This window comes from Psychrobacillus syltrankelensis, from assembly GCF_055454035.1.
This window is the reverse complement of sequence record NZ_CM144227.1, coordinates 401922-428289: the sequence shown is the minus strand read 5'-3', so window position 1 is coordinate 428289 and position 26368 is coordinate 401922. Positions and strand designations below refer to the sequence as shown.

Sequence of the window (26368 nt, the reverse complement as noted above, 5' to 3'; positions counted from 1 at the left end):
TATGAAGTCATAATGCGTTTTGATTGGATAATGAGTGAATAAATCCTTTCCTATTCTTTTAAAAGCGTCCGAAAATGCTATTTTGGAATCTCACAAGCGTCCGCCTGTCATTGCACTTTCCACAAGGATTTTGTAGAGACATCGTACGTTAGGTTTGAATAATTTTAGAATTTTCACAAAAAAATGACCATCCTTATATAACCTTAGGATGGTCAGTTAAAAATTAAATTATTATTTCGATTGTGTCTCTTCTTCATCTATTTTATCGTTTGTAAAAGCAGGTTTAATAGTAGGAGTCGTAGTTGATTCATTTTCTTTTTTTGCTTCATTTTTTTTCTGAATTTTAAAATACTCATCTACTAACTCACGTGCAATAGGTGTAGCAAAACTAGACTTGTAGTTAGATTCAAGCGAAGCCCTAGGAATAACTAGAGCATATGCTATCTCCGGGTTATCAAATGGCGCAAAACCAATATGTGTTAAATTAACTGTTCTAAAACTTCTATCTTGCGCGGCATCATAAAAGAATGATTGTGCAGTTCCTGTTTTCCCAGCACCATTAAATTGAGAGTTTCCAAACGCAGAATGTGCTGAACCTTTACTTCCGTAATAAACTAGTTGCATAGCTGAACGAATATGATCAATTTCTGCCTTTGAATTATCAATTGTGTTTAATATATTCGGAGTAAACTCTTTTAAAACACTACCAAGTTGTTCACCATCAGCTGATGGTTCTCTTATTTCCTTAACTACATGTGGCTGAATACGACTTCCACCATTTGCTAGAGTGGCAGCAAATTGAGCAAGCTGTAAAGGAGTGTAGGTATCATATTGACCAATTGCAAGGTCAAGCAATTTCCCCATTTCGGTTCCACCTTCTACTCCTGTCACTTCACCTGGTAAATCAATCCCTGTTCGAACACCTAAGCCAAGTTGAGCATACCCATTTCTCATCTTCTGAAAGGCTTCAGGGCCAAAATTAATACCTTGATTTGGTTGATAAGTCCGACCGGCAATACTATAAGCAGTTTTAAACATATATACATTGGAAGAACGTTCAATTGCTTCTGTATCACTAAGTTGAATTCGCCCAGATCTATTAAATACCGAACTCTTCGGCGCTGAACCTTTTATACGAATAGGTTCATCTATTTTCTTTTCCCCAATAGTCAAAGCATTTTCGCGATAACCAGTGAGTAAGGTTCCGGGTTTTACAGTTGATCCTACTTCATAAGCTGTTGTAAACGAACCATATGCATAGTCCCGAACCTTTAACTTTCCTGTCACAGGATCATTCACGACTTGCTTGCCAACTAATGAAAGAACTTCACCAGTATACGGATTCATCATAATAAAAAATGCTCTATCTAAATACTTTGTTCCAGCAATTTGTTTCAATCTTAAAAGTTCTCTTTCTAGTATTTCTTCTTGAGCAATCTGCACTTCACTATCCATAGTCAGTACTAAATCTTCCCCTGGTTTACCTTTATCAATTGTTTGAGTATCTATTACTCTCCCTTTTCCATCTGTAATATTCTTCACGATACTTTTTTGTCCTTGGAGCACGTCTTCGTATTGTTGTTCAATATAACTTTTTCCGACACGGTCATTTCTAGAATAACCTTTTGATAAGAAATAATCGAGACGTTCTTTTGGTATACCTTCTTTTGGTAACGTAGCAGTTCCTAATATCGCAAGCGGAGATGTATACATTCTTCGCCAATCGGTAGTTGTATTAACACCCTTTAAATCGATATCACCCAGTCTCTCAGAGACACGTGCAAATTCTTCCACAGAAACATCTTCCGAAATCTCACCAGCTTTAAGTTTCTTATTAGAAACTTCCCCACCTTTGATAATTTGTGGTGATAATGCATATCCCGCAACCATTTCACGGTAAATCGCAATAACTTCCTTTTCTTCTGGAGTAAATGATTGTAATTGGTCTTCCGGAATTCTACTTCTTGTCAATCGATTCACTTCAATATTCTTTTCTTTTGCTGAAAGGTTTTCATCTGTTTCAATTTTTTTACGTTCCTCATCAGACACCAACTTTAATGCTTCGGTTTTGTACTTCCTAAGCCAAAAATCTTGTAAGTCACTTTTAGTAATCGCTGATATATTTTTATCAATCAGTAAACTTAACTTTTCAGCTGTTTTATACATTTCCTCTGATTTAGTTGTTTGCATTTTGGTATATGTAATGGCACGTTGTGGCTCATTATCTACGAGAATTCGTCCTTGGCTATCAAAAATACGCCCTCTTGGTACACTTGTATTTACTGCAACTTCTTCCGTACGTTCGAGAGTTCTTTTATAGTCTTCCCCTTTTACAATTTGTAAGTAGCCTAGACGCAAGATTAATAATGTAAATAACAGGAATATAGAAAAGAAAAGTATATTCATACGAAAGGTAATATTAGCTCTTTGTTTGGCTTTTACACTTTGTGCACGTTTATTTGGAATTTTTCTCATGGGGATCACCTACTTCTATCAAATTCATCCTGGCTTATTTTTACCAAGACTTTGCAAACTGTTTGGTGGATGAATTCCTAAAAGACATATGTATCATCCACCGGAGGCTTTAACTTTATTTGCATAAAATTAATAGATCTCACTATATGTTAGTGTAACATAAAAAGCACACACTTTTAGACGAAAAAGTGTGTGCAAAGTTTCTTTTTTATAAAATTATTTTACTCCTGTGCGAAGCTCGTTGCACAAGTTAATATTATTTTATTTTGCAGCTGCGTATCTTTTTGATACTTCATCCCAATTTACTACATTCCAGAAAGAAGAAATATAGTCAGGACGACGGTTTTGATAGTTTAAGTAGTAAGCGTGTTCCCAAACATCTAATCCTAGAATTGGAGTTTTACCTTCCATGATTGGTGAATCTTGGTTAGCTGTAGATGAAAGTTCTAGGTTTCCATTAGCAACTGATAACCATGCCCAACCGGAACCAAAACGAGTAGTAGCTGCTTTAGCGAACTCTTCTTTAAAAGCATCAAAACTACCGAATTTAGCATCGATTGCTTCTGCTAATTCTCCTGTTGGTTTCCCGCCACCGTTTGGTGATAGGATTTGCCAGAAAAATGAGTGGTTTGCATGGCCGCCACCATTGTTGCGTACCGTGGTTTTAATATCTTCAGGTACTGTATCTAAGTTAGCGATCAACTCTTCTACAGATTTGTTTTCTAAGTCTGCTTTCCCTGCAACCGCGTTGTTTAAATTAGTAACGTAAGTATTGTGATGTTTTGTGTGATGAATATTCATCGTTTCTTTGTCAATATGTGGTTCAAGTGCATCGTACGCATAAGGTAATTCTGGTAATTCATATGCCATTTTTGTTTCCTCCTAAAGAATATTTTAGAAAATTCTTTCCGTTTATTAGCGTATCAAATTAACGGAAAACGTTCAATTAAAAAAGACTAAAATTATTATTCTCATACTTTTGACTGAAGTTATACGAAGATAATAAAGAGTACTAACATAGCCGTCAATATAATTATTTTAGCTAACGAAGAAGTAAGGAAACCAACTAAAGATCCGATTCCCGATTTAAACGCTTGTTTCAACCCTTTTCTTGTCATAACTAGCTCGGCTAATATTGCTCCTAGAAAAGGTCCAACTATGATCCCCGCCACGGGAATAACAAAAGGACCTACTATTAAGCCGATTGAACTTCCCCACATACCAGCTTTTGTTCCACCAAATTTTTTCACACCGAATGCATTGGCTGCCATATCTGCACTAAATAATAGAACTACAAATAATAACTGAATGATCCAGAATAGCCAATTCAATTGTGCAAAAGAGAAAAATAAGCCATAAATAATATAACCTAATATCATAAAGACTACTGAAGGTATAATTGGATAAAACGTTCCGATAAATGCAATAATAAAGCAAGCAACTATAAGTATCCATCCAATGATTTCTATCATATGCGTTTACCTAAAACAGCATCTGCAATATTTACTGCATGATCCCCTATTCTTTCTAAGTTACTCAACATATCTACAAAAATTACACCTGCATGACCAGAACATAAACCTTCATTCAATCGGAAAAAATGATTTTTTCTAAATTGACGCTCCATACGATCAATCACATTCTCTTGTTCCGCAACCTCTCTCGCAAGTTGATCGCTATTTAAATCCAAAGCCTCTATGCTTTTTTTTACAGTATTAATGGTTAACGTAAACATTTTGGAAATGTCCTCCATTGCGTCCTCAGTGAGTTGAAAACGATGTTCGTCGTGATAATCAATTAGTTCAATAATATTTTCAAAATGATCGCCTATTCTTTCAATATCTCTTACCGTAGTCATTAACATAAAATGTCTACCCGAATCTTGCCTTGATAATGGTTGGGAAGAAATCCTTACTAAATAGTTTATTATTTTTGTGTCCAAATGATTAATCGCTTCTTCTATTTGATAAGCTTCTTGGGCTTCCTGTTTATTTCTAAATCTAAGATAATCAAATGTTTTCTCTAATCCCTGAACACTAAAATTGCCCATACGTAGAATTTCTTCTTTAGCTTGTCCGATTGCAATAGTTGGAGATTCTTCTATGAAATCCTCTTCTAAATGTTTTGTTTTGTATTTGCTCGAGTAATCTTCCCCAGGCAACAACTTCGTCAATAAAACTACCCATGCACCTATTAAAGGAAACTGAAGAATTACGTTCACCAGATTAAATGTTCCGTGTGCTAAAGCTATTTGCATTTTATTTTCCAGTGCAAATACCCCAGATATCCATTCCATAAACAAAGAAAATGGTGTTAAAAAGATTAAAAACACAATGGTACCAACAATATTAAATAGTAAATGGGAAGTAGCTGCTCTTTTAGCGCTAGCCGTTGCACCCAATGAAGCTAATATAGCAGTAATAGTCGTTCCGATATTGTCTCCAAATAAGATTGGTAAAGCGCCTTTTAACGAAATTAAGTGTTCCGCATAGAAGCCTTGTAATATAGCTACCGAAGCACTAGAACTTTGTATGAACACTGTAATAATCACTCCAGCTACTACTCCTAGTAGTGGATGATTACTTACACTTAAAGTCATCTCCGTAAACGACGATAAATGTTGTAAAGGACTCATGCCTTTCATCATTAATTCGAGTCCAAAAAACAAACCACCTAATCCGAATAGTACTTCTCCGACATTATGTGCCATTTTTCTTTTGAAAAAAAAGATTAAAAACGCCCCAATTGCCATAATTGGAAGTGCGTAATCACCAATTTCAAAACCAATAATAAAAGCTTTTATGGTAGTTCCTATATTTGCACCCATTATAACACCTATAGATTGGCGCAAAGTCATAAATCCAGCACTTACTAAACCTATTACAATTACAATCGTTCCAGCACTAGATTGGATTAAAACCGTAAATAATATACCAGCTACAACTCCCATTAGAGGATTCGTTGTATAACGATCTAGTAAATCTCTTAATCTATCTCCGGCGGTTTTTTGTAAGCCGTCTCCCATATATTTAATGGCAAATAAAAATATACCTAATCCACCAAAAAATTCGAACAGCATTTCTTGCCAATTGAGATCCACTTTGAAGGTCAACTCCTATTTCGACAATATCTTTACATTCTATTATGGTTAAATTATAAAGGAATTGTAAAGTGAATCTAGATATTCTTAATATTTTCTTAACATAATCATCTAAATTACTTTGTTTTCCACTATTAACAGATGATAAAATGTAGAAGAAGGGGTGAATTAGATGAATTTATTTCAGTTATTTAAAGCAAGTTTACATAGTCCAAAAAAAATTGCGGCATTTCGCCTTGTACCAATCGGTAAGGTTATGCAATATATATTTACTTATGTACTAATCATCACGATTATTTCATTTGTTCAATTCATAAACGGATTATCTATCCAACAAGCAAATATGGAAGACTTAATAGAATACTTTAAGGACATTAAATGGTTGATATACCCCTCTGCTTTTGTATTATTATTTGTGCTAAATACTTTATTTATTTTTATTCGGATTAGCATTTTTGCTTATATTGGGGTTATTTTTCTGTCTGTTTCGAAACATAAAGGTGAATACCGGCATATGTGGAGAAGTGCTCTATTTGCAAGCACCCTACCATTGATAATCTCTATAGTTTTTTCAATTGTTCAATTGACTAGTGGATATATCGAACTTACCACTTATCTAATCACTCTTGTATATTTATTTTTTACATGCAAATACTATCCAATCAAGCGATAGTCATAATTCCTCCTTTTCCGCATATTGTAGGACAAGGGGGTTTTTATATGAAAATATTCTTAGCAACTATTATGATTCTCATCACACTTTATATTATTAAAGTAGATATGTTTGAAGGTACGATTCCTCTTGCGTTTTATCCAACCGAAGAATGCATTGAAACGATGGATTATATTTCCATAAAGGTGCATTCGGGTGATACATTTCCCTCTCTTTTTTCTATGTATCCGGTTAATGAAACAATTACCTATGATAAAAGACTTTTAGACTTTTATCAACTGAATCCGCATTTAATAAATCAAACGGCAAAAGATGGTGAATTAGTATTTTTACCAGTCTACTCCACGAATGAAGCTTGCAAAAATGAAAGATAGAGCTTTCTTTCTTGTAATTTCATTCCTCAGACTGATAAAATGAATGATAGTGATGGCATAAAGCCTCAAGAAGGAGAGAATTACATGAGTGAAATAATTCATCGTTCCAAAACTCGCCCTGTTCGAGTTGGAGACTTAACAATAGGTGGAAGCAATGAGCTATTCATCCAAAGTATGACTACTACTAAAACGCATGATGTTGAAGCAACTGTTGCGGAAATATTACGACTAGAAGAAGCTGGTTGTCAGATTGTACGTGTAGCATGTCCTGATGAGAGAGCTGCCAATGCAATAGGCGAAATAAAAAAACGTATTAATATCCCGCTTGTAGTAGATATCCATTTCGATTATAAGCTTGCTCTTATTGCTATTGAGCAAGGTGCAGATAAGATTCGTATTAACCCAGGTAATATCGGACGGAAAGAAAAAGTAGAAGCAGTTGTAAATGCTGCAAAAGCAAAAGGTATCCCAATACGTATTGGTGTAAACGCTGGTTCACTTGAAAAGAAAATATTAGAAAAATATGGTTACCCAACAGCAGATGGTATGGTAGAAAGTGCCCTGCACCATATTAAAATTCTTGAAGACTTAGATTTTCACAATATTATCGTTTCGATGAAAGCATCGGATGTAAATTTAGCTATTGAAGCTTACACAAAAGCTTCTCAAGCATTTGACTACCCACTTCATTTAGGTATTACAGAATCAGGTACGTTATTTGCTGGATCAATTAAAAGTGCAGCAGGACTAGGGACTTTACTAAGCATGGGAATTGGAAATACAATGCGTGTTTCGTTAAGTGCAGATCCTGTTGAGGAAATTAAAGTTGCTCGCGAGTTGTTAAAAGTATTCGGTCTATCATCTAATGCAGCAACACTTATCTCATGTCCAACATGCGGACGTATTGAAATTGACCTAATTTCTATTGCAAATGAAATAGAAGAATATATATCGCATATTAAAGCCCCAATTAAAGTAGCAGTACTTGGATGTGCAGTAAATGGTCCTGGTGAGGCCCGCGAAGCAGATATCGGAATTGCTGGAGCACGAGGTGAAGGGCTCTTATTTATGAAAGGTAAAACAGTACGCAAAGTACCTGAAGAAACAATGGTCGATGAGCTTAAAATTGAAATTGATAAAATTGCAACAGAATATTTTGCAAAACAAGAACTAGAAAAATTAGAAAAAGAAAAACAACAAGCGTAAGGAGTAAAGTATATGACGAATGTACGATTCGGAATAGATATTGATGGGACTGTAACATCCCCCACTTCTTTACTTCCACATATAAATAGTGCTTTTAACTGCAATCTTCAGTTAGAAGATATTAAAGAATATGATTTAACAAAAGCATTTCCAGTTAACGAACTAGAATTTTATGAATGGTTTAGAAAAACAGAGTCCGTCATATATGCAACTTCCCCGATACAGCCAGATGCTCATGCTGTTTTGTCTGCATGGAAAGAAAAATATGAACTGTTTTTCATTTCTGCTCGTGGTGAAAATGTTATGGATGTTACGCTTAATTGGTTTAAAGAACAAGAATTACTTTATGATCATATCGAATTAATAGGATCACATAATAAAATTGAAACTGCTAGAAAATATGGTGTCCATGCTTTCTTTGAAGATAAACATGATAATGCAGTAGAAATTCACGAAGAACTAGATATTCCTGTTATATTGTTTAATACCCCATATAACCAACAACCTGCTCCAAAAGGGGTTATTCGTGTAAATAACTGGATTGAAGCAAATAAGTGGATTGAAAAAGAATTCGCATTACAAAAAACGTGAGGACTAATCCTCACGTTTTTTATTTAATAAGAAAAGGAGAACGTCCTTTAATTGTAACTTGTTACTACTTCTTCTAAATTGTTTCGGACCAAACATCTACTACATTAATAGCCTTAACTTAGTATAACGAGAGGCGGCTATATGCTTAACCTCCTGAAAAGCGCCAACCTGTTGTCGGAATTTACCCGTTAATAGCATAAAAGTTAATATACAGTTAAGAAAAGCGCAAGCACCCTTTAAGAGCTCTAGGGTCTCCACTCAGTTGTTTTCCGAAGCTTACCGCTCGCTTTCCGCGGGCGAAGTATCGAGCCTCCTCGTCGCTCTGCTCCTGTGGGGTCTCGATTACTCCGCTTTCCCGCAGGAGTCGAGCGGACGCTTCTCCAAATAACTAATATAAGTGCGAACGCTTGGTACACCAATTAGATGTGAACCTTAGGCAAAAAATTATGGGCAACATGCTTGCCATTCCCCTTATCCTTATAGACATATTCGCAAGATAGATAATACCAATTGCAAAGTCAGCAACGAGAATCGCAAAATAGCTTTTATCTTGGAGTGTGCCAACTAATGCTTTAAGCGTTCTATAGAATTCCATCACTATCTCTTTACTACTCATAAGGAGATAGCGCGGCGGTATGAGACTCGTCGCTCGCCCTTCGGAAAGCGAATACCAGAGCGCTATATCCGGGAAAACGTTATCTATATGGGAGATCCTTCATAAGAGAGTCACTAGTTGAAAGCCTTCAAGTCGTTGTGAATACTGGATTCCTAGTATACCAATTTCATATACTTTCTCTTAAGAAAAGCGCAAGCGTCCTTTAAGTGTATTTTGTCTTCACCGTTTCTAGAGTACTTTGGATGAAACATTGGCTACATCATTACCGCTATAATTTGGCTCGTGAAGTGACTGCGTCACTTCACGAGCCTTTTTCTCGGTAATCTTGTAGTGGATGTTTATCCGTCGCCCTCTTGGAATTTGCAAAGAAATAGTGCATTTATTTTGGTTAATGAGAGAATAAAGGCTTTCCTATACTTTTAAAAACGGACGAAGATGCAATTTCGTCCGCTCAGCGCTTCTTTATCAATAGATGCTGCCTATTTATAAAGAAGGGAAAAGTTAAAAACTGTCATAGAGCGACTAATTGTAAGGTGAAAGCTACAGATTCTACAGTGACAGCAACCAATCTCGAGACGAAAGCAACCAATTTTATCGTGAAAGCAACCATTTCTACATATAAAGAGTTAACTTTGTGTGAGATAGCGCAAATCAGTGTTAAGAAAAAAACTGTGCTACTAAAACACTATGAATACAGGATTTTCAGTAGTCCAATTTCATATACTTTCTTCCCTTTTAAGTGCATCTTGTCTTCTATATTTCTAGAGTTCTTTGGGACAAAACATTGGCTACACTTTTTTGGTAATCTTGTGGCGAATGTTTGTGCATCGCCAGCTTAGCGCCTATAGATGCTATTTTTTTTCAGGTTCCACTCTCCCTATTGATAAACAACGGAAAGTACTAGTTCATTTTTTCTACGAAGCATATGGTCTTTGATAATTGCACTGTTGATTGGAGCGGGCGACGACTCCTAGGGGAATAGCAAGCAAATCAAGCCCTTGGACTGAGCATTCAATTGTTCAAAGGCTAAGACCGCCATATCGTGTAGCAACGTCTTTGGGACCAACGTCATGTTGGCAGAAGCGGCTTGATGCTTGCCCCCTAGAAAGCCGTCCGCATATGCGGAAATACACCTGTTAATGACCAAGAATTTATATACTTATCTCTTTAAAATAGAAATACACCCCTAAATTACTTTCATTTAAAGAAAAGTATCTACTTCTAGTAAGTCAATTGATCATCTAGGATGGTAGAAATTATCTTTTAAAAAACTTTTTCCAAAAAGGATTCTTAGATCCGGTATTCTCAACACTTTTCATTAATTCATTTCGTTGATCAGAGATAGTTGCATTATCATTTTCAGCACTTAATGCCGCTAGATCATTATATGGAGGTCCATTAGTTGTGCCAGCTAACAATGCGATATCAACCTCATTTTGTGGATTTCCCCATGAATTTCCAACAAAGGTAGTAAGTGCCCTGTCCACTAAAAAAGCACCTTTTGTATTGTAAACTATATTATTATTAATAGCACCAGTTACATCTGGATTAATATAGATCCCCGTTCGTAAAGAATAAAAAGTATTATTTTCTACTAAAAGACTTGTATTTCCTACTTGAGGCACCACAGCGCGATTCACCACCCAAGTTGACATTGGTAAGGCTTGTTCTGGGCCATATATCGTATTATTGATTATGCTAGTACCATCTCCTCCCACTTGTATAAATTCAGCTGTATATGGGACATCACTAGTCATCGTTAAACCATCAATTATAGTGTTATTTGCAAGTATCATTAAGGGAATAATATTTGCCTCTAACAATAGTACTGTTCCTAGTTCTCCTTTTAACGTAATTCCAGCTGTATTCACGACAATTTGAGAAGTAATTGGATAAATCCCTTTTAATATATTTACAACACCGTTCGGATTTACAGCAGCAATTCCCTCTGTAATAGTTCCAAAAGGTTTTGCTCTACTACCATCTCCTCCTACTGAACCAACGAGTACATAAATATTATCTGGATTGACTATCTCGTTTATTGCAGCATCAAGTGATAACTGAACACCAGCTACTAAAAGATATCCACCCGCTGGTCTATTACTTAATATTTCTCCTGCTACTTGATCTTTTAGTACGTCTGGAAGGCTATTATATGATGTAAGATCTAACCACAAACTCGGGTTTTCGATAGCAATCCTCATTTCTGTTACAGTTTGTGCATTATTCACAGCATCGAGATTTTCATTACTTCCAGTCATCAAATAATCCGTTCCTATCTTTGTTAAGGTAATTGAATCATTTGTATTCAGAAGATCATCTAGCTCGCTCTCCATTGTAATAAATTGAATTTTACTGTAAAGATCACCTTCCGAAATAGTAAAGAATAGTATTCCATTTAGAAATTTGTTTAGACTATTACCATAAGTTACAGTTATTGTTTCACTTGGATTTAGCGTAAAAGAAACAGTTCCATCTTGATTAACTGGGTTATCTCCTTCACGAATAAAAAGAGTTATTTGAAAGGTTGCAAGACTATTGTTAATAAAAGTTTTTTCTGCCATTTTTCATACCTCCTTTCTTCTCTAGTTGAAGCAATATAATTCTTACTTAACTAGATTTAGTAGAAAGAGAATTCCTTTCTCCTCTTCATAATATGACTATAATTTAATAGTTTAAGGGCGGTCATATATTATATCTCTTCTTCCAAGTTAAATTTAAGAAACCCTTTTTATAAGTAAATATAAAAAAACCGCCAAATAATTTCTTTGGCGGGACTAGTTAATGACATTCTGGACATTTACCGTATATTTCAAATTTATGACTATCTATTTGATATGCTGGAATAGCATTTTGCAAAACTTCCATAGGACAAAAATTAATTTCTTTAATATTTCCACAGGACATACAAATAAAGTGATGATGATGGTGGTCCATTTCACATTGCATACGAAAGTGTTTTTCTCCACTTAACTCCGTTTCTTCTAAAATACCAAGATCAACAAATGTACTTAAGTTACGATAGATTGTATCATAACTCATCCCTGGATGTTCAACCATCATAACATCTAAAATATCTCTTGCTGTTATATATTTTTCTGTCTTCGAAAAAATTTCTAAAATTTGTTCCCGTTTGTCAGTTTTTTTAAAACCTTCTTTTTTCAGCATATTCCAAGCTTTTTCAATATTCATTGTGATACAGCTCCCTTCATTGACATCTTTTTCAATGTAATTGTTAGAAGTAAGATAATAATTGACGTTACTACAATTGTTCCACCAGGAGCTAGATTCATATAATACGCACTTACTATTCCGATAATCACTGCAAGCTCACCAAACAAAACGGAGAAAAAAATAGCTTGCTTAAAACCTTTTGCAATTCGCATTGCTGCAGCCACAGGTAATGTCATAAGTGACGAAACTAATAGTATACCGACGATTCTCATGGAACCCGCGATAACTAATGCAGTAACAATCATAAATAATATATGAATCCACTTTGCTGGTAATCCCGATGCCTTTGCATATTCCTCGTCAAAAGATAAAACAAACAATTCTTTATAGAAAAATGTTAGAAATGTAATAACTATTAAGGCAATACAAATAATTATCCATAAATCTTGGCGACTCACAGCTGATACAGAACCGAATAAATAACTAAATAAATCAGAACTAAAACCTTCAGCTAAAGATATAAAGATAGCACTAAAACCCAATCCTGCGGACATTATAATTGGGATCGCTAATTCTTCATAATGCTTATACATTCGACGAAGTCGTTCAATAAATAGTGAACCCGTAACGGAAGCTGCTATTCCTAAATATAATGGATTTAATAATGCTAATGCCCCTATTGTTTGACTTAAGTATAGACTACCTGCAATACCTGCTAACGTAACATGGCTTAATGCATCCGCAATTAACGAAAGCCTACGAACAACTATGAATACGCCAAGTAATGGTGCTATAATCCCAATAATTAATCCAGAAATAAAAGCATTTTGTAAAAATTGATACTGAAGTAATGATTCAATCATGATTGTACCTCATTTCGATGTGTCACTTTCCGAACAGAATGTCCATACCATGCCTCTAATTGTTCATCACTCATCGAATCCATTTCCTTTTGAAAGCCATGAAAATGAATTGTTTGATTAAGACAAGCGACATGACTTATGCTTTTAGAAACTGCGTCCACATCATGAGTTACTAAGACAATTGTAATTTGATGTTCCCGATTTAAATGCGATAACATATGATAGAATGAGCGAACATTTTTACTATCTACTCCAACAGTCGGTTCATCCAATATTAAAACTTTTGGATTACTAACTAATGCTCTAGCGATAAATACACGCTGTTGTTGTCCGCCTGATAAATCTCCAATATTTTTTTTTGAAAACTTTTCCATACCTACAGAAGTTAGCGCTTCACTCACTTTTGAATTTACATTTTTAGGATACGAGTGAAATAGACCAACTTTTTTAACTAAACCGCTTTTCACAACTTCCTCAACGGTTGCCGGGAATCCAGAATTAAAGGCATTTGATTTTTGAGAAACATACCCTATTAGTTCCTTCTCTTTAAATAATGGTACAGGTTTTTCAAAAAGTAAAACCTTCCCTTTTGTCGGCTTCAATAATCCAAGTATTATTTTTAATAGTGTCGACTTCCCAGATCCATTAGGACCTATAATTGCTAGAAAATCTCCTTCTTCAATTGTTAACGAAATATTTTTTAATGCCACAGTTTGTTCATATTTATAATAAACATGCTCTAATTGAATTAAGGCTTTCCCCATCTTTTTTCCTCTATTCTAATCAATAATCATTACGATTTACAAAGTTAAAGTATAGAGGAAAAAAACGAAAGTGTAAATAAATTTATCTTGAGAGGATGATAGTTTGGATATTTCGCGGTTTATTCATGAATTACAAACAAGTTCTATAAAAGATTTTAAAAAAATGATTAAAGCATTTGATATTAAGTTATCAGATAAAGAGATAAAAGAAGTATATCCACTTCTTCAAGAAATTTCTATATCTTGGTTATTGTTAGGTGTTCCAATGCACATTCAACAAAAATTGATTAACATTTTAGGTGAACAACGAGCAGTTGACTTATTTCAACAATTAAAAGAAAAAGCACCCTCATTTTTACGTGAAAAATGAGGGTACTTTCATTAGTTTCTTAAAGAATCAATAGCTTCAGGTGAAAAATTTTTCGATCGAAGCATTTCAATTTCCGCTTTATATGGTGCTTGTTTAGATTTCGCGTCTACTCCAACAAATGGAGTTTCTAAAATTTTGGGTATGTGCATTAATTGAGGATGATGCACAATATACTGTAGTGCCTCATACCCAATTTCACCAAATCCAATATTTTCGTGACGGTCTTTTGCCGCTCCACGGATATTTTTACTATCATTAATATGGAGTACTTTTAAACGATCAATTCCAATAATTTTATCGAATTCATTTAATACACCATCAAAATCATTCACAACATCATATCCAGCGTCATGAATATGGCAAGTATCTAAGCAAATTGATAATCGATCATTATTAATAACACCATCTATAATTTGCCTTAATTCTTCAAAAGTGCGCCCACATTCTGATCCTTTTCCAGCCATTGTCTCTAGAGCAATTTGTACAGGATAATCTTGCGTTAATACTTCATTTAAGCCTTCTACTATTTTCGAAATCCCTGCATCTACTCCTGCACCGACATGTGCACCAGGATGTAATACAATTTGCGTTGCACCAATTGCGGCAGTTCGTTCTACTTCCTTTTGTAGAAAATCTACTCCTAGAGCAAAGGTTTCTGGTTTTGTTGTGTTTCCTAAATTAATAATATATGGAGCATGTACAACAATATTAGCTATTCCATTTTCTTTCATATGTTGCAAGCCAGCCTCAATATTTAACTCCTCGATTGGTTTTCTTCGAGTATTCTGAGGTGCACCTGTATAAATCATGAATGTGTTTGCACCATATGAAGCTGCTTCTTTGCTTGAGGCAAGAAGCATTTCTTTTCCACTCATTGAAACATGTGATCCTAAAAGCAATGAAATACCCCCTTATTTCTTACGGTTTTTAATCCGACGTTCTCTTTTCTTAACTTTATCCATTTCCCATTTCATATTACGTTTATAGCCAGGTTTTACTTTTTTAGGCTTACGCACTAATGATTTCGCTATTGCATCAATTTCATTTTCATTTTTTGTACGGTTTTTCCGAGCATGTCTTTCTTTTAAATCTGTCCATTCCCCTTTTACAACATCCTTATGCTCTAAAGGAATTCCCATTTTTTCAAGACGTACCAATGCATCTTCATCTGATGGTTCGTATAATGTAATGGCCGTACCCGTTAATCCAGCACGTGCAGTCCTTCCGACACGGTGGACAAAAAATTCTAAATCATCCGGAATTTCATAGTTAATAACATGACTTACACCTGGAATATCAATTCCACGTGCTGCTAAATCAGTAGCTACAATATATTGGAACTCTAAGTCATGAATTTGCTTCATGACACGTTTACGGTCTCTTGGTGAGATATCTCCGTGTACTACCCCTACTTTAATTCCATTTCCTTCTAGGTAATTAGCCACTTCATCTGCATGTTGCTTCGTGTTTGCAAAAATAATAGCTAAGTACGGGTTAATACCTTCAATAACATCTAATAAACGTTTTTTTCTTGATTTACTACGTACTGGTGTAACAATGAACTCTATTCCATCTGCAACTGGGCGTTTACTTCCCATTTTAATATGGACTGGTGAATCCATATATTTCTTCAAAAATGGTTGCAACTTTTCAGGAATAGTTGCGGAGAATACATACATCTCTAGTTGTTCAGGCATACGAGATGCAAATTGATCAATTTCAGTTATAAACCCTAAATCAAATGCTAAATCTGCTTCGTCCACTACTAGAATGTTCGAGGTATGCACAAGTAACGCTTGTTCAACTGTTAGATCACGAATTCGTCCTGGTGTCCCTACTACAATTTGTGGTTGAGTTTTCAATTTCTCGATTGAACGTGCTTTGTCCGTTCCACCAATAAACAATTTTGTTTGTATTTCTGTACCTTCTACAAGCTTATTCAACTCTTTATAAATTTGAGTTGCAAGCTCTCTTGTTGGTGATGTAATAATTGCTTGTACTTCTTGTTTACTAGCATCTATTTTTTCAACAATTGGGATCAAAAAACTATGTGTTTTTCCTGTTCCAGTATGTGCCTGACCAATAGCACTTTTTCCCTTTAAAACTAACGGGATTATTTCCTTTTGTATCGGCGTTGGTTCTTGAAAGCCTAATTTCTCGATTGCGTTTTGTAAAAAAGGCTGAAAGTTATAATCTGTATATTTGGACATTTGAGTCCCTCCCTCACATTTCTTTATTGTACCACGATTGTACATAAAACGTATAATTTGCATAGAATAGAAGGACTCACTTTGATGAAAGGAGATGAATAAAATGCGCTATGAGTCTTTTTATCCGTTTTCTCAAAATAGGATGAATGAGTTCTTTAATTTTAATAGACCTCCATCCGCAAACACTCCTTCACCTTCTCAAAATATGTTTGGCCACCCCCATAATGCACAGGGAACTCAACCGAACAATTTCTTTGGCCGCCTTTTTGGTGGTTTACAACAAGGAAATCCTGGGGGACCAACAGGTGCACAGGGGTTCGGAGGTGCTGGGGGGCATGGAGTACCAGGAGGACACGGAGGACCAGGAGGTGCTGGAGGACATGGAGGTGGAGGGCCAGTTGGTGCCGGGGTTTTCGGAGGTGCAGGAAGTCAAGGGGGCTTTCAGCAAGCCGCTACTCCAAGTAAGGCAGCTTCCTATTTACAAACTGCAGATAAGTTTTTAAATACTGCACAACAGATTACTCCGATGGTTAGACAGTACGCACCTATGCTCCAAAACATGCCAGCACTTTGGAAGCTCTACAAGGGGTTTCAATCACTACCTAATGCTGCTACAGCTGCAACGGCTGCTACGGCTGCAACTGGTGCAACCACTGCCAGGGCTGCAGTAGCAAGTGCCCCTTCCGTTGCTAAAGCTACCACAACCGCCGTTTCAACCGGTGCATCCTTACCTCGAATATTCCAACCACCATTTTAAAGTTTTGAATTCATTCAGGAGCTCAGCTATAATAGGAGTATGCTCGTATTGAAGGGAGTTCTCACAATGTTTGTACAAAAAATTTCTCCAAGAGGATATTGTTATGGGGTTGTAGATGCAATGGTTATTGCACGTAACGCAGCTTTAGATATATCTCTTCCTAGACCAATTTATATATTAGGAATGATAGTTCATAATAAACATGTAACGGATGCATTTGAAAAGGACGGTATCATCACGTTAGATGGTGAAAATCGCTTAGATATTCTTTCCAAAGTAGATAAAGGCACAGTAATTTTTACTGCACATGGCGTTTCTCCTGAAGTGAAGGAACTAGCACGTAAAAGAGGTTTAGTCTCAATAGATGCAACTTGCCCAGATGTTACGGTGACGCATGACTTAATAAGAGAAAAAACAGCTGAAGGTTATGACATTATTTACATTGGGAAGAAGGGACATCCAGAACCAGAAGGAGCTATTGGCGTAGCTCCTGATAGGGTTCATCTTGTGCAAACTTTAGAAGATATTGATAGTTTAATATTAAAAACGGATAAGCTTCTTGTTACAAATCAAACTACGATGTCTCAATGGGATGTAGTGCATATGATGAAAAAGTTGGAAGATAAATTCCCTCATATCGAAGTTCATAAAGAAATCTGTCTTGCTACGCAAGTAAGACAAGAAGCAGTTGCAGAACAAGCTGGAGAAGCTGATCTTTTAATAGTAGTAGGGGATCCAATGAGTAATAACTCTAACAGATTAACACAAGTTTCCGAAGAAATTGCGGGAACTCCATCTTATCGTGTTGGTGATATTTCCGAAATCAAACTGGAGTGGCTAGAAAATGTAAAACACGTTGCGGTTACTGCTGGAGCTTCTACTCCTACTCCAATCGTGAAAGAAGTCATTCAGTTTTTAGAGCAATATAATCCGACAGATTCATCTACACATGATAGAACTAAAAGAGTACTTCCAGAGAAAATATTACCAAAAATTAAGGTACCAAAACCTGTTACTCGTATTGAGCCTTACCCAATAAACGAATAAAAGAGCTGCTTCCTCGGAAGCAGCTCTTATTATTTTTTTTGCCATGATACTCTTTGTTTAAATAAGTTGAAATGGTTCAGTTGAAAGTTTTGAGGGGATAAATTCCACTGACAGTTTACTATCTGCACAAACTGCAGTCATATAATCCGCAACTCCTACTTTCATAATCTGTTCTATATGGTGCCCAGGATCAATGACAGCTAGATTAACAGCTTCTGCATCTTGAGCGGTATGGAAATATAAATCTCCAGTAATAAATACATCAGCACCAGCTCTTTTAGCACTCTGAATATACTTATTGCCATCTCCACCTAATACCGCAACCTTTTGTACCTTTCTATCTAAATCCCCCACAACACGTACAAAGGGCACTTGTAATTGGTTCTTAACAATTTGTGCATACTCATATAAAGTAATTGAATTTGGTAATGTTCCCACTCTCCCAAGCCCTTTTTCATTTACTTCTATATTCAAATAGAACAAATCATATGCTGGCTCTTCATATGGATGTGCGGAAAATAAAGCTTTCAATATACGATTTTTAAACGTCTCCGGAAAGACAACCTCAATTTTTTCTTCCTCAACAATAGTCAGTTTATTTGCTTCCCCAATATAAGGGGTTGCATTTTCAGAAGGTTTGAATCTACCCTCCCCTTCAGAAGTAAAACTACAGTTCGTATACCCCCCTATTTTTCCTGCTCCTGCATTTGCTAAAGAATTCCTAACTCGTTCAGTGGAATCTTTTGGTGTGAAAACCGCTAATTTCATTAGAATCTCGGCTGTTGTTTTTTCTAAAGTTTCCACATTTTCTAACTGAAGGCAATTTACAAGTAAATCGTTCACTCCACCTTCAGCTATGTCTAAATTTGTATGGGCCGCATACACAGCGATATCATGTTTGATTAATTTTTCGATTAAACTTCCTTGCGGTAAATCTGTTCGCATATTCTTTAATCCCCGAAATATCGGAGGATGGTGAGCAATAATTAATTCACATTGTTGTTCAATTGCTTCATCTACTATTTTTTGATTTACATCCAATGTCACAAGTACTTTGGAAACCGGTTTATTTAATGTCCCTATTTGAAGGCCAATTGGATCTCCTTCGACTGCTAGTGACTTAGGAGCCCATTGTTCAAATAAGGAAATAATTTGTTGACCGTTTGTTTTCTTCATGCTTTTATAACGTTCCCTCCACAATTGCAATTTTTTGTTCTAGTTCCGCTTTTTTTTGTTCCACTTCTGTAGTGAAAGCTATTTTGTTTAGTTGATCAATTATTCGTTGCCACTCTTTTATTTCATTAGTCCATTTTTTGATAAATATTTCCGTTTTATACTTCATCAAATAAGGTCCTAGTAATAACTCTTGATTGGTAAGGTTCATCGTTCCTTTTTTAAGAACAAGAATTTCATAAATTTTATTATGCTCTTCTAATATTGCTTCATCAAAAATATTCCAGTTATTTTCTATTGCCCATTCCCGAATTGCTTTAGCATGAATATTAGGCTGTAAAATTAACATTTCTACTGTTTCAAGCTTCTCTTTTCCTGCTTCTAATATAGAGGCAATAAGAGGTCCCCCCATACCTGCTATAGTAATCGTTTGGACATGGTCTTCTGTTCGAATAACTTCTAACCCATTACCAAAACGTACGTCTATTTGTTTTTCTAAGCCTTCACTTTTTACATGTTTGAGGGCAGACTCATAAGGCCCTTTTACTACTTCACCAGCTATTGATGTAGTTATTTTCCCAGTATGGACTAAGTAACACGGTAAATAGGCATGGTCACTACCAATATCCGCAAGTATTGTATTTTCTTCGACAAATGACGCTACCTGTTTCAAACGTTCTGATAAATTTTTTGCATTCAATTTATACACCTCATCATACATTATAGCAAAAATAAAAAAAGACCTCGATTCTTTTTAAGAATCAGAGGTCTTTTTACAATTATTATTTTTCACCTAAAGATTTAACCCAAGCTGCCATAGCGTCGATGTGTTCAGCAGGAACTAATCCAGCTGGCATTCCACCTCTACCATTAGCTAAAACACCTTTAATTTCATCTTCAGATAATTTAGTAGCTACTAGTGATGGTGCTCCACCTTGTCCTTCAAAGTTTCCACCGTGACATGCGATACATTTTCCTTGTGCAAATGTAGCAGGATCAAATTCCTCAGTAGATGCAACTTCTTCTCCGCCATTTTTAGCTGCTTCATTAGCTGCTATTTCTTCTTTATTATTTACACCTTCAATAGATAAGAAGAAAATTAGTCCGATACCAAATGCCATAATTAAGATAAATGGAATAATTGGATTCTTTTTCATACTTAACCCTCCTTCTTGATACATTCATTCTAACATAGAATTAGTCAACACTAATATTGTACTGCATTCTTATGAAAACGAAAAGTCCTAAAGAGGGTTTTTCCTGTATTGTGACAATTTGGACATAAATTCGATTAACAACCAATATGTCTTGCAATAACCATACGCTGTACTTCAGACGTTCCTTCTCCTATTTCTAAAAGCTTAGCGTCCCTCATAAAACGTTCTACTTCATATTCTTTCATATAGCCGTAACCACCATGTATTTGAACCGCCTGATCCGCTACTTCCATTGCAATTTCCGAAGCGTATAATTTACACATGGAAGCCTCTTTACCGAAAGCACGTCCTTGGTCCTTTAACCAAGCAGCTTTATGCACCATATTTCGAGCAAGTTCGATTTTCATAGCCATATCTGCTAACTTAAATTGAGTTATTTGAAATTCAGAAAGTGTTTTACCAAACTGTTTTCTTTCTTTCGAATATTTAAGTGCACGATCTAAAGCTGCTTGAGCAATACCAACAGCCATAGCACCAATTCCAATTCTTCCACCATCAAGCGTAACTAAGAATTGTCTAAAACCATTTCCTCTTTTACCAAGTAAGTTTTCTTGTGGAACGCGTACATTTTCTAGTACCAATTCAGTTGTATTGGAAGCGTTTAATCCCATTTTTTCATAATTATCTATAACTGTAAAACCTTCTGCATCAGTAGGTACAATAATAGCAGAGATTTCTTTCTGCCCATCTTTTACATCGGTGATTGCTGTTAACGCCAAATGTTTTGCATAGCTGGCATTTGTTATAAACGCCTTATTTCCATTAATTACAAAGTCGTTTCCATCTTCTTTTGCAGTTGTTTGAGTACCTCCTGCATCAGACCCGGCGTTAGGTTCTGTTAGTCCAAATGCACCGAATGATTCCCCAGTACATATTGGAACTAAATATTTTTGTTTTTGCTCTTCTGTTCCAAATAAATTAAGTGGTGCTCCACCAAGTGAAATATGCGCAGAGTATGTAATACCAGTCGAAGCACATGCCCGACTTAATTCCTCTGTCACAATTGCAAAACTGACAGTGTCAGCACCTGCTCCTCCATACTCTTCTGCAAACGGTAGGCCCATCATCCCCATGTCAGCTAACTGTTTGAAGATTTCTTTCGGAAATTCTTTTGTTTTGTCGCGCTCAATAGCACCTGGAGCTACAACCTCATCCGCAAATTCACGGATCATCTTACGAATCATTTGTTGTTCTTGTGTTAAATCAAAATTCATTTCTTCCATCCCCTTTGTAAATAAAAAAACGCTTACATTCTTATTATACTAAAAAGAATGCAAAATCACAGTTATAAATATAACATACCAACAGACAATATATTAATCTGTGAACACTTATAAAAATAAAAGAATTGTAACCTCAAAGGTAAAAACGAAAGAAATAAAATAAAATAAATGCTGAACCGATAATGCCAGAAATACTAAAATAAGCTAACTTTAAGAGGAGTCCCGAAAATAGCCAAATTAAACAGTTTCCAATGATTAAACAAATTAATACCAATGGATAACTTATAAAATAGGCTTCCCAAACTTTAAAAGAAATCGCTAACAATAATAATGCAGAACACACCATTATCAATGGTGACATTATAGATTTGTTTTTTGCCAATTTAATAGCTATGTATAAAAATGCGAATATTGCTATACCTGAAACTATAATTGGAAGGAATACGTATGAAGTAACAAATATAAGTAGGGCTATTAATATTGCTGTAACTACTCCAAGTATAGTGTAAAGGATGATTTTGTTTTTTCTATCTTTCGCTAAAATTGCTTTAGAAGAACTTTCTTTCTCTTCTATTTCTGTACTTTCGCCTTGTGCATATAGAGCTATTAAGAAATCACAATAATGTTCGGGTAAAAGCTTATTTTGCTTCCAAAAAGTTATTTCATTTACTATTATTTGCTTACGTTGAAGTGACATTACTCGTCCTCGTTTCATGTGGCAATTGTCATTAGTATAACATTTCGGAGAATTAGAAAAAAGACATCCTTCAAACTAGGATTCCTCAGGTTGTAGATAAATTCAATCATAATTCGAGTTAGCCTATATTCTCATTCATTTTCATATAGATAGAAAATAAGAAAAACGCAAGCATCCTTTAAGTGCATCTTGTCTTTACTATTTCCAGAGTACTTTGGACGAAACATTGGCTACACTATTAACGAAGTCTTTTATGGAGGATCTGGAAGTAACTGAGTCACTTCCAGATCCTCTTTTTTCGGTAATCTTGTGACGGTTGTTTGTCCGTCGCTCTCTTGGAATATGTGAGGACATGATGTGTTTGGTTTGGATAAAGAAACTAATTTCTTTGACGAGCTTGCGCAGGAGTATAGTAGCGGCTAGAGTCTTGCCGGTGTACAAGTGACCTCTTGCAACGAAATTTAACCTTTTCATCTCAAAGCGAAAGAGCACCCTGTAAGTACAAAACCATTATCAAACGTTTCAAGATGATATTGGACAGACTTTGGTTATATCCAGATATAAAAGGCAGGTAGTGAATAACATCACTACCTGCCTCTCTTTTAGGACATTTCCGAAACCTATCCAAAGATGCCTTATATTTATTCTAAGAAGTCTTTTAGACGTTTACTTCTAGAAGGATGGCGAAGTTTACGAAGTGCTTTCGCTTCGATTTGACGAATACGTTCTCTCGTTACACCAAACACTTTCCCCACTTCTTCTAATGTTCTTGTACGACCATCATCTAAACCAAACCGTAAACGTAATACATTTTCTTCGCGGTCCGTAAGTGTATCCAAAACGTCTTCTAGCTGTTCTTTTAAAAGTTCATAAGCCGCATGGTCCGATGGAGATTGTGCATCAGCATCTTCTATAAAGTCACCTAAATGCGAATCGTCCTCTTCCCCAATTGGAGTTTCAAGAGAAACTGGTTCTTGAGCAATTTTTAAAATTTCTCTTACCTTTTCAGGTGGCAAATCCATTTCTTCTCCAATTTCTTCCGGAGATGGCTCACGGCCCAAGTCTTGAAGTAATTGACGTTGAACTCTGATTAACTTATTAATTGTTTCAACCATATGAACTGGAATACGAATTGTTCTCGCTTGGTCAGCAATCGCGCGTGTAATTGCTTGTCTAATCCACCAAGTTGCATACGTACTAAATTTGAATCCCTTACGATGATCAAATTTTTCAACAGCTTTAATAAGCCCCATATTACCTTCCTGAATTAAATCTAAAAACAGCATACCGCGTCCTACATACCGCTTCGCAATACTTACAACTAATCGTAGGTTTGCTTCCGCTAGACGTTTTCTTGCTTCTTCATCACCTTTTTCAATTCGTTCAGCTAATGCAATTTCTTCCGATGCCTTTAATAAATCAACACGTCCGATTTCTTTTAAATACATTCGTACAGGATCATTTATTTTAACACCAGGTGGTACACTCAAATCATTTAAATCGAAAGTTTCTTCTTTCCCTTTCATCAAACGATCTAAATCCTCTTCGTCCCCATCTTTTCGGCTAAGTTCGATTTCTTTTCCTTCTAAATGATCGATGAATTCTTCAATCTGATCAGACTCTAATTCAAAATGTGCAAGTTTTTCTGCAATATCATGGTAAGTCAACTCACCATTTTTTTTACCTAATTCGATTAATTGTTTTTTAGCTTCTTCTAATGTAATTTCTGCTTCAGTTTCTTTTGTACGTTCAGACTTGTCCGCCATAAGAATTCCTCCTTTTGCTACCGGATTATTTCTCAAAAGTTGCTAATGATTTTTTTAACTGTATAGCTTCTTGAGCAAATTGTAGAGCCTTTATCATATCGCTCATTTTCTCTGCTTCTTTTGCTTCATTTAACTTTTGTTCAATTTGTTGCTCAACCCGGTATTTTCTAATATGGCGCAAACAGTCCATGACTTCCTCTGTTTCATGATCTGGATCACGTTCTGAGAGCGCTGCTTCCATAACTATTTTTTTTAATTCTACATCGTTTATTACTTCTAAGAAGCGCTGAAAATCTCCTTCTGGATAATCTTCATAAAATCCTGATAATCGAACATAAGCTGCTTCATAAGCATCTCTTATAAAACATTGTTCCCCAGAATTATTTCGAGCTATATCAATTACTTGAGCATTGTGAAGCATATGGGAAAGTAGTATTCTTTCTGCTCTTTCATCAGCTGTTAATGTTCTCTTCTTTTTTCTCATCTCCGTATTTATTTGGAGAGACGAAGTAGGTTGACTTTTAGATTGAGTTGCTTTTTTCCCTTGAAGTTTTCGTAAATGTTGATAGATTGCTTCTTCTGAAACATTTGTTTCCTGTGAAAGTTGACGAATATATAAATCGCGCTCTACGGAAGAATTCCTTTCACTCAGTATTTCCAATATTTCTTGAATATACTGCAAAGTATCATTTTCATTATTAAAATTCTTGTCCCTTTTAGAAACAATCATCATAAAAGATAAATAGGAGTGCGGCTTTTCAATAATTTTAGTGCGAAAAGCGTCTTCACCAAAGTTTTTAATATAATCATCTGGATCCATAGCATCGGGAATAATTGCTACTTCCGTTTGAATATTTTGAGCTTGAAGGGATGTAGCAGCTCTTTTAGCAGCTTCCATACCAGCCTTATCACCGTCATAACAAAGCGTAACATTGGATGTTAATCTGTTAAGTTTTATTATATGATGAGACGTCAATGCAGTACCCATTGTTGCAACTCCATTAATTATACCCGCTTTTGTGGCTGCTATAACATCTAAGAAACCTTCAAAAACGACTACGTTTCGTTGCTTTCTAATGTCTGATCGAGCTTTATCTAAGTTATAAAGTACCTGGCTTTTTTGGAAAATAGGCGATTCTGGACTATTTAAATATTTTGCTTCATTTTCGGATTTAATAAGGATTCTCCCCGAAAATGCAATAACATGACCACTTTCATCAAAAACAGGAAACATTATTCTACCTCTAAAACGGTCGAAATACTTCAATTCATTTTCTTTTCGGATAATGAGCCCAGTTTTCTCAATTTCCTTTAAATCCATACCTTTTCGCTCTAATAAGGTAGTTAGTGCATCCCAATTTGGAAGGGACCAGCCTATTTTGTACTTTTCAATAATTTCTTTTGAAAACCCTCTTTCCTCTAAGTAATTTAATGCATTTTCCCCTTCCTCTGTATGAAGAAGTAAGTGATGAAAATATTCGCAAGCAAATTCATGTGCTTTTTTCATAATGGTTACTTCTTTTGAGATGGGTGTTTTTGCTTCTGAACTCTTTGAGGAACTTTCTTCTATCGTTAATCCTATTCGACTTCCAAGCTTACTGACAGCATCGTGAAATGAAAGATTTTCGATATCCATTAAAAATGTAATAACATTACCACCTGCACCACAACCAAAACAATGGAAAATCTGTTTTTCTTGAGTAACTGAAAACGATGGTGTTTGTTCTCCATGGAAAGGGCATAAACCGAAATAGTTTCTCCCTCTTTTCGTTAGTTGAACATATTCACTAACTACATCCACAATATCGTTGTTATTTCTAACTTGTTCGATAAGTTCTTCTTCTATACGATTGGTCATTATTTCACCATCTTTACTTGCTATTTGATTAAATTCGAGAGACTTAATAAAATTCCTGCAAGAATCGACAAAATAATTCATAAAAAAAGTTTCATAGATAAAATATTCTTTTTTCCACAAATAATAATTATAAATCATTTCAATTTATTAATCTATTACTTTATTCGATACACAATACAAAAAAACCTTTTCACAAATGTGAATCGGTTCTTTT

At 35.5% G+C, this 26368-nt stretch carries 24 protein-coding genes; 7 read left to right on the top strand and 17 right to left on the bottom strand.

The window, feature by feature from the left end; all coding sequences use genetic code 11:
- Positions 1 to 231 precede the first annotated feature (231 nt).
- The 4 genes from ACTSKG_RS02100 to ACTSKG_RS02085 all read right to left on the bottom strand — a co-directional run bounded on the left by ACTSKG_RS02100 (position 232) and on the right by ACTSKG_RS02085 (position 5575).
- On the bottom strand, positions 232 to 2475 hold the full coding sequence (locus tag ACTSKG_RS02100) for a peptidoglycan D,D-transpeptidase FtsI family protein (RefSeq protein WP_464756506.1): 2244 nt from the start codon (positions 2473 to 2475) through the stop codon (positions 232 to 234).
- A 261-nt stretch (positions 2476 to 2736) separates the two neighbouring features.
- Positions 2737 to 3345, bottom strand: coding sequence for a superoxide dismutase (locus ACTSKG_RS02095; protein ID WP_464756505.1), 609 nt, complete (start codon positions 3343 to 3345; stop codon positions 2737 to 2739).
- Positions 3346 to 3464: 119 nt separating this feature from the next.
- Positions 3465 to 3944, bottom strand: a complete 480-nt coding sequence (locus ACTSKG_RS02090) for a DUF456 domain-containing protein (RefSeq protein ID WP_464757942.1) — start codon at positions 3942 to 3944, stop codon at positions 3465 to 3467.
- Positions 3944 to 5575: a Na/Pi cotransporter family protein gene (locus tag ACTSKG_RS02085; protein ID WP_464756504.1), complete on the bottom strand. Its 1632-nt coding sequence runs from the start codon at positions 5573 to 5575 to the stop codon at positions 3944 to 3946. Before ACTSKG_RS02085 ends, ACTSKG_RS02090 begins: the two co-directional genes overlap by 1 nt.
- Positions 5576 to 5747: 172 nt before the next feature.
- On the opposite strand from ACTSKG_RS02085, the gene ACTSKG_RS02080 reads away from it, so the two are divergent.
- From ACTSKG_RS02080 to ACTSKG_RS02065, 4 genes are all read left to right on the top strand, one after another.
- Positions 5748 to 6248 carry a DUF1189 family protein gene (locus tag ACTSKG_RS02080; protein WP_464756503.1) on the top strand — a complete coding sequence of 167 codons (501 nt, stop codon included), beginning with the start codon at positions 5748 to 5750 and terminating at the stop codon, positions 6246 to 6248.
- Positions 6249 to 6295: 47 nt separating this feature from the next.
- Positions 6296 to 6622, top strand: a complete 327-nt coding sequence (locus ACTSKG_RS02075) for a hypothetical protein (RefSeq protein ID WP_464756502.1) — start codon at positions 6296 to 6298, stop codon at positions 6620 to 6622.
- An 84-nt stretch (positions 6623 to 6706) separates the two neighbouring features.
- Positions 6707 to 7828, top strand: coding sequence for a flavodoxin-dependent (E)-4-hydroxy-3-methylbut-2-enyl-diphosphate synthase (ispG, locus tag ACTSKG_RS02070; protein WP_464756501.1), 1122 nt, complete (start codon positions 6707 to 6709; stop codon positions 7826 to 7828).
- Between the two features lie 12 nt (positions 7829 to 7840).
- Complete coding sequence (locus tag ACTSKG_RS02065) at positions 7841 to 8419, top strand: hypothetical protein (protein ID WP_464756500.1); 579 nt, start codon at positions 7841 to 7843, stop codon at positions 8417 to 8419.
- A gap of 1872 nt (positions 8420 to 10291) precedes the next feature.
- Here ACTSKG_RS02065 and ACTSKG_RS02060 read toward each other — a convergent pair.
- The 4 genes from ACTSKG_RS02060 to ACTSKG_RS02045 form a co-directional block, all read right to left on the bottom strand.
- Positions 10292 to 11599, bottom strand: a complete 1308-nt coding sequence (locus ACTSKG_RS02060) for a right-handed parallel beta-helix repeat-containing protein (protein ID WP_464756499.1) — start codon at positions 11597 to 11599, stop codon at positions 10292 to 10294.
- 217 nt (positions 11600 to 11816) lie between these two features.
- The gene (locus tag ACTSKG_RS02055; RefSeq protein WP_464756498.1) at positions 11817 to 12227 is read right to left on the bottom strand and encodes a Fur family transcriptional regulator; all 411 of its coding nucleotides are present in this window, start codon (positions 12225 to 12227) and stop codon (positions 11817 to 11819) included.
- Positions 12224 to 13072, bottom strand: coding sequence for a metal ABC transporter permease (locus ACTSKG_RS02050; RefSeq protein WP_464756497.1), 849 nt, complete (start codon positions 13070 to 13072; stop codon positions 12224 to 12226). The genes ACTSKG_RS02055 and ACTSKG_RS02050 overlap by 4 nt, the downstream gene beginning before the upstream one ends.
- Positions 13069 to 13836 carry a metal ABC transporter ATP-binding protein gene (locus tag ACTSKG_RS02045; RefSeq protein WP_464756496.1) on the bottom strand — a complete coding sequence of 256 codons (768 nt, stop codon included), beginning with the start codon at positions 13834 to 13836 and terminating at the stop codon, positions 13069 to 13071. The genes ACTSKG_RS02050 and ACTSKG_RS02045 overlap by 4 nt, the downstream gene beginning before the upstream one ends.
- 103 nt (positions 13837 to 13939) lie before the next feature.
- Here ACTSKG_RS02045 and ACTSKG_RS02040 point away from each other — a divergent pair, with 103 nt between their 5' ends.
- Positions 13940 to 14206 carry a hypothetical protein gene (locus tag ACTSKG_RS02040; RefSeq protein ID WP_464756495.1) on the top strand — a complete coding sequence of 89 codons (267 nt, stop codon included), beginning with the start codon at positions 13940 to 13942 and terminating at the stop codon, positions 14204 to 14206.
- 11 nt (positions 14207 to 14217) lie between these two features.
- Here ACTSKG_RS02040 and ACTSKG_RS02035 read toward each other — a convergent pair whose 3' ends face one another.
- Entirely contained in the window at positions 14218 to 15105 is an 888-nt protein-coding gene (locus tag ACTSKG_RS02035; RefSeq protein ID WP_464756494.1) for a deoxyribonuclease IV, read from the bottom strand.
- A gap of 12 nt (positions 15106 to 15117) precedes the next feature.
- Positions 15118 to 16416, bottom strand: a complete 1299-nt coding sequence (locus tag ACTSKG_RS02030; protein ID WP_464756493.1) for a DEAD/DEAH box helicase — start codon at positions 16414 to 16416, stop codon at positions 15118 to 15120.
- 103 nt (positions 16417 to 16519) lie between these two features.
- On the opposite strand from ACTSKG_RS02030, the gene vrrA reads away from it, so the two are divergent.
- Positions 16520 to 17173 (top strand): VrrA/YqfQ family protein, encoded by a 654-nt coding sequence (gene vrrA / locus ACTSKG_RS02025; protein WP_464756492.1) that lies wholly within the window; start codon positions 16520 to 16522, stop codon positions 17171 to 17173.
- A gap of 66 nt (positions 17174 to 17239) precedes the next feature.
- Positions 17240 to 18220, top strand: a complete 981-nt coding sequence (locus tag ACTSKG_RS02020; protein WP_464756491.1) for a 4-hydroxy-3-methylbut-2-enyl diphosphate reductase — start codon at positions 17240 to 17242, stop codon at positions 18218 to 18220.
- Positions 18221 to 18277: 57 nt separating this feature from the next.
- Here the strand turns inward: ACTSKG_RS02020 and ACTSKG_RS02015 are convergent, their stop codons facing one another.
- From ACTSKG_RS02015 to dnaG, 7 genes are all read right to left on the bottom strand, one after another.
- On the bottom strand, positions 18278 to 19396 hold the full coding sequence (locus ACTSKG_RS02015; protein ID WP_464756490.1) for a Nif3-like dinuclear metal center hexameric protein: 1119 nt from the start codon (positions 19394 to 19396) through the stop codon (positions 18278 to 18280).
- A gap of 4 nt (positions 19397 to 19400) precedes the next feature.
- Entirely contained in the window at positions 19401 to 20093 is a 693-nt protein-coding gene (locus tag ACTSKG_RS02010; protein WP_464756489.1) for a tRNA (adenine(22)-N(1))-methyltransferase, read from the bottom strand.
- Between the two features lie 82 nt (positions 20094 to 20175).
- Positions 20176 to 20550, bottom strand: a complete 375-nt coding sequence (cccA, locus tag ACTSKG_RS02005; protein ID WP_464756488.1) for a cytochrome c550 — start codon at positions 20548 to 20550, stop codon at positions 20176 to 20178.
- A gap of 134 nt (positions 20551 to 20684) precedes the next feature.
- On the bottom strand, positions 20685 to 21824 hold the full coding sequence (locus ACTSKG_RS02000; protein WP_464756487.1) for an acyl-CoA dehydrogenase family protein: 1140 nt from the start codon (positions 21822 to 21824) through the stop codon (positions 20685 to 20687).
- A 142-nt stretch (positions 21825 to 21966) separates the two neighbouring features.
- Positions 21967 to 22530, bottom strand: a complete 564-nt coding sequence (locus tag ACTSKG_RS01995; RefSeq protein WP_464756486.1) for a hypothetical protein — start codon at positions 22528 to 22530, stop codon at positions 21967 to 21969.
- 641 nt (positions 22531 to 23171) lie between these two features.
- The gene (gene rpoD, locus ACTSKG_RS01990) at positions 23172 to 24296 is read right to left on the bottom strand and encodes an RNA polymerase sigma factor RpoD (protein ID WP_387584043.1); all 1125 of its coding nucleotides are present in this window, start codon (positions 24294 to 24296) and stop codon (positions 23172 to 23174) included.
- Between the two features lie 25 nt (positions 24297 to 24321).
- Positions 24322 to 26154 (bottom strand): DNA primase, encoded by a 1833-nt coding sequence (gene dnaG / locus ACTSKG_RS01985; protein WP_464756485.1) that lies wholly within the window; start codon positions 26152 to 26154, stop codon positions 24322 to 24324.
- Between the last annotated feature and the right edge of the window lie 214 nt (positions 26155 to 26368).

Bases quoted from the DNA above. Each gene is read 5' to 3' on its own strand.
- ACTSKG_RS02045 (WP_464756496.1), bottom strand. From the start codon at position 13,836: ATGGGGAAAGCCTTAATTCAATTAGAGCATGTTTATTATAAATATGAA.
- ACTSKG_RS02055 (WP_464756498.1), bottom strand. From the start codon at position 12,227: ATGAATATTGAAAAAGCTTGGAATATGCTGAAAAAAGAAGGTTTTAAA.
- ACTSKG_RS02020 (WP_464756491.1), top strand. From the start codon at position 17,240: ATGTTTGTACAAAAAATTTCTCCAAGAGGATATTGTTATGGGGTTGTA.
- cccA (WP_464756488.1), bottom strand. From the start codon at position 20,550: ATGAAAAAGAATCCAATTATTCCATTTATCTTAATTATGGCATTTGGT.
- ACTSKG_RS02000 (WP_464756487.1), bottom strand. From the start codon at position 21,824: ATGAATTTTGATTTAACACAAGAACAACAAATGATTCGTAAGATGATC.
- ACTSKG_RS02060 (WP_464756499.1), bottom strand. From the start codon at position 11,599: ATGGCAGAAAAAACTTTTATTAACAATAGTCTTGCAACCTTTCAAATA.
- ACTSKG_RS02015 (WP_464756490.1), bottom strand. From the start codon at position 19,396: ATGAAGAAAACAAACGGTCAACAAATTATTTCCTTATTTGAACAATGG.
- ACTSKG_RS02030 (WP_464756493.1), bottom strand. From the start codon at position 16,416: ATGTCCAAATATACAGATTATAACTTTCAGCCTTTTTTACAAAACGCA.
- rpoD (WP_387584043.1), bottom strand. From the start codon at position 24,296: ATGGCGGACAAGTCTGAACGTACAAAAGAAACTGAAGCAGAAATTACA.
- ACTSKG_RS02050 (WP_464756497.1), bottom strand. From the start codon at position 13,072: ATGATTGAATCATTACTTCAGTATCAATTTTTACAAAATGCTTTTATT.
- ACTSKG_RS01995 (WP_464756486.1), bottom strand. From the start codon at position 22,530: ATGTCACTTCAACGTAAGCAAATAATAGTAAATGAAATAACTTTTTGG.
- dnaG (WP_464756485.1), bottom strand. From the start codon at position 26,154: ATGACCAATCGTATAGAAGAAGAACTTATCGAACAAGTTAGAAATAAC.
- ACTSKG_RS02065 (WP_464756500.1), top strand. From the start codon at position 7,841: ATGACGAATGTACGATTCGGAATAGATATTGATGGGACTGTAACATCC.
- ACTSKG_RS02100 (WP_464756506.1), bottom strand. From the start codon at position 2,475: ATGAGAAAAATTCCAAATAAACGTGCACAAAGTGTAAAAGCCAAACAA.
- vrrA (WP_464756492.1), top strand. From the start codon at position 16,520: ATGCGCTATGAGTCTTTTTATCCGTTTTCTCAAAATAGGATGAATGAG.
- ACTSKG_RS02095 (WP_464756505.1), bottom strand. From the start codon at position 3,345: ATGGCATATGAATTACCAGAATTACCTTATGCGTACGATGCACTTGAA.
- ACTSKG_RS02080 (WP_464756503.1), top strand. From the start codon at position 5,748: ATGAATTTATTTCAGTTATTTAAAGCAAGTTTACATAGTCCAAAAAAA.
- ispG (WP_464756501.1), top strand. From the start codon at position 6,707: ATGAGTGAAATAATTCATCGTTCCAAAACTCGCCCTGTTCGAGTTGGA.
- ACTSKG_RS02075 (WP_464756502.1), top strand. From the start codon at position 6,296: ATGAAAATATTCTTAGCAACTATTATGATTCTCATCACACTTTATATT.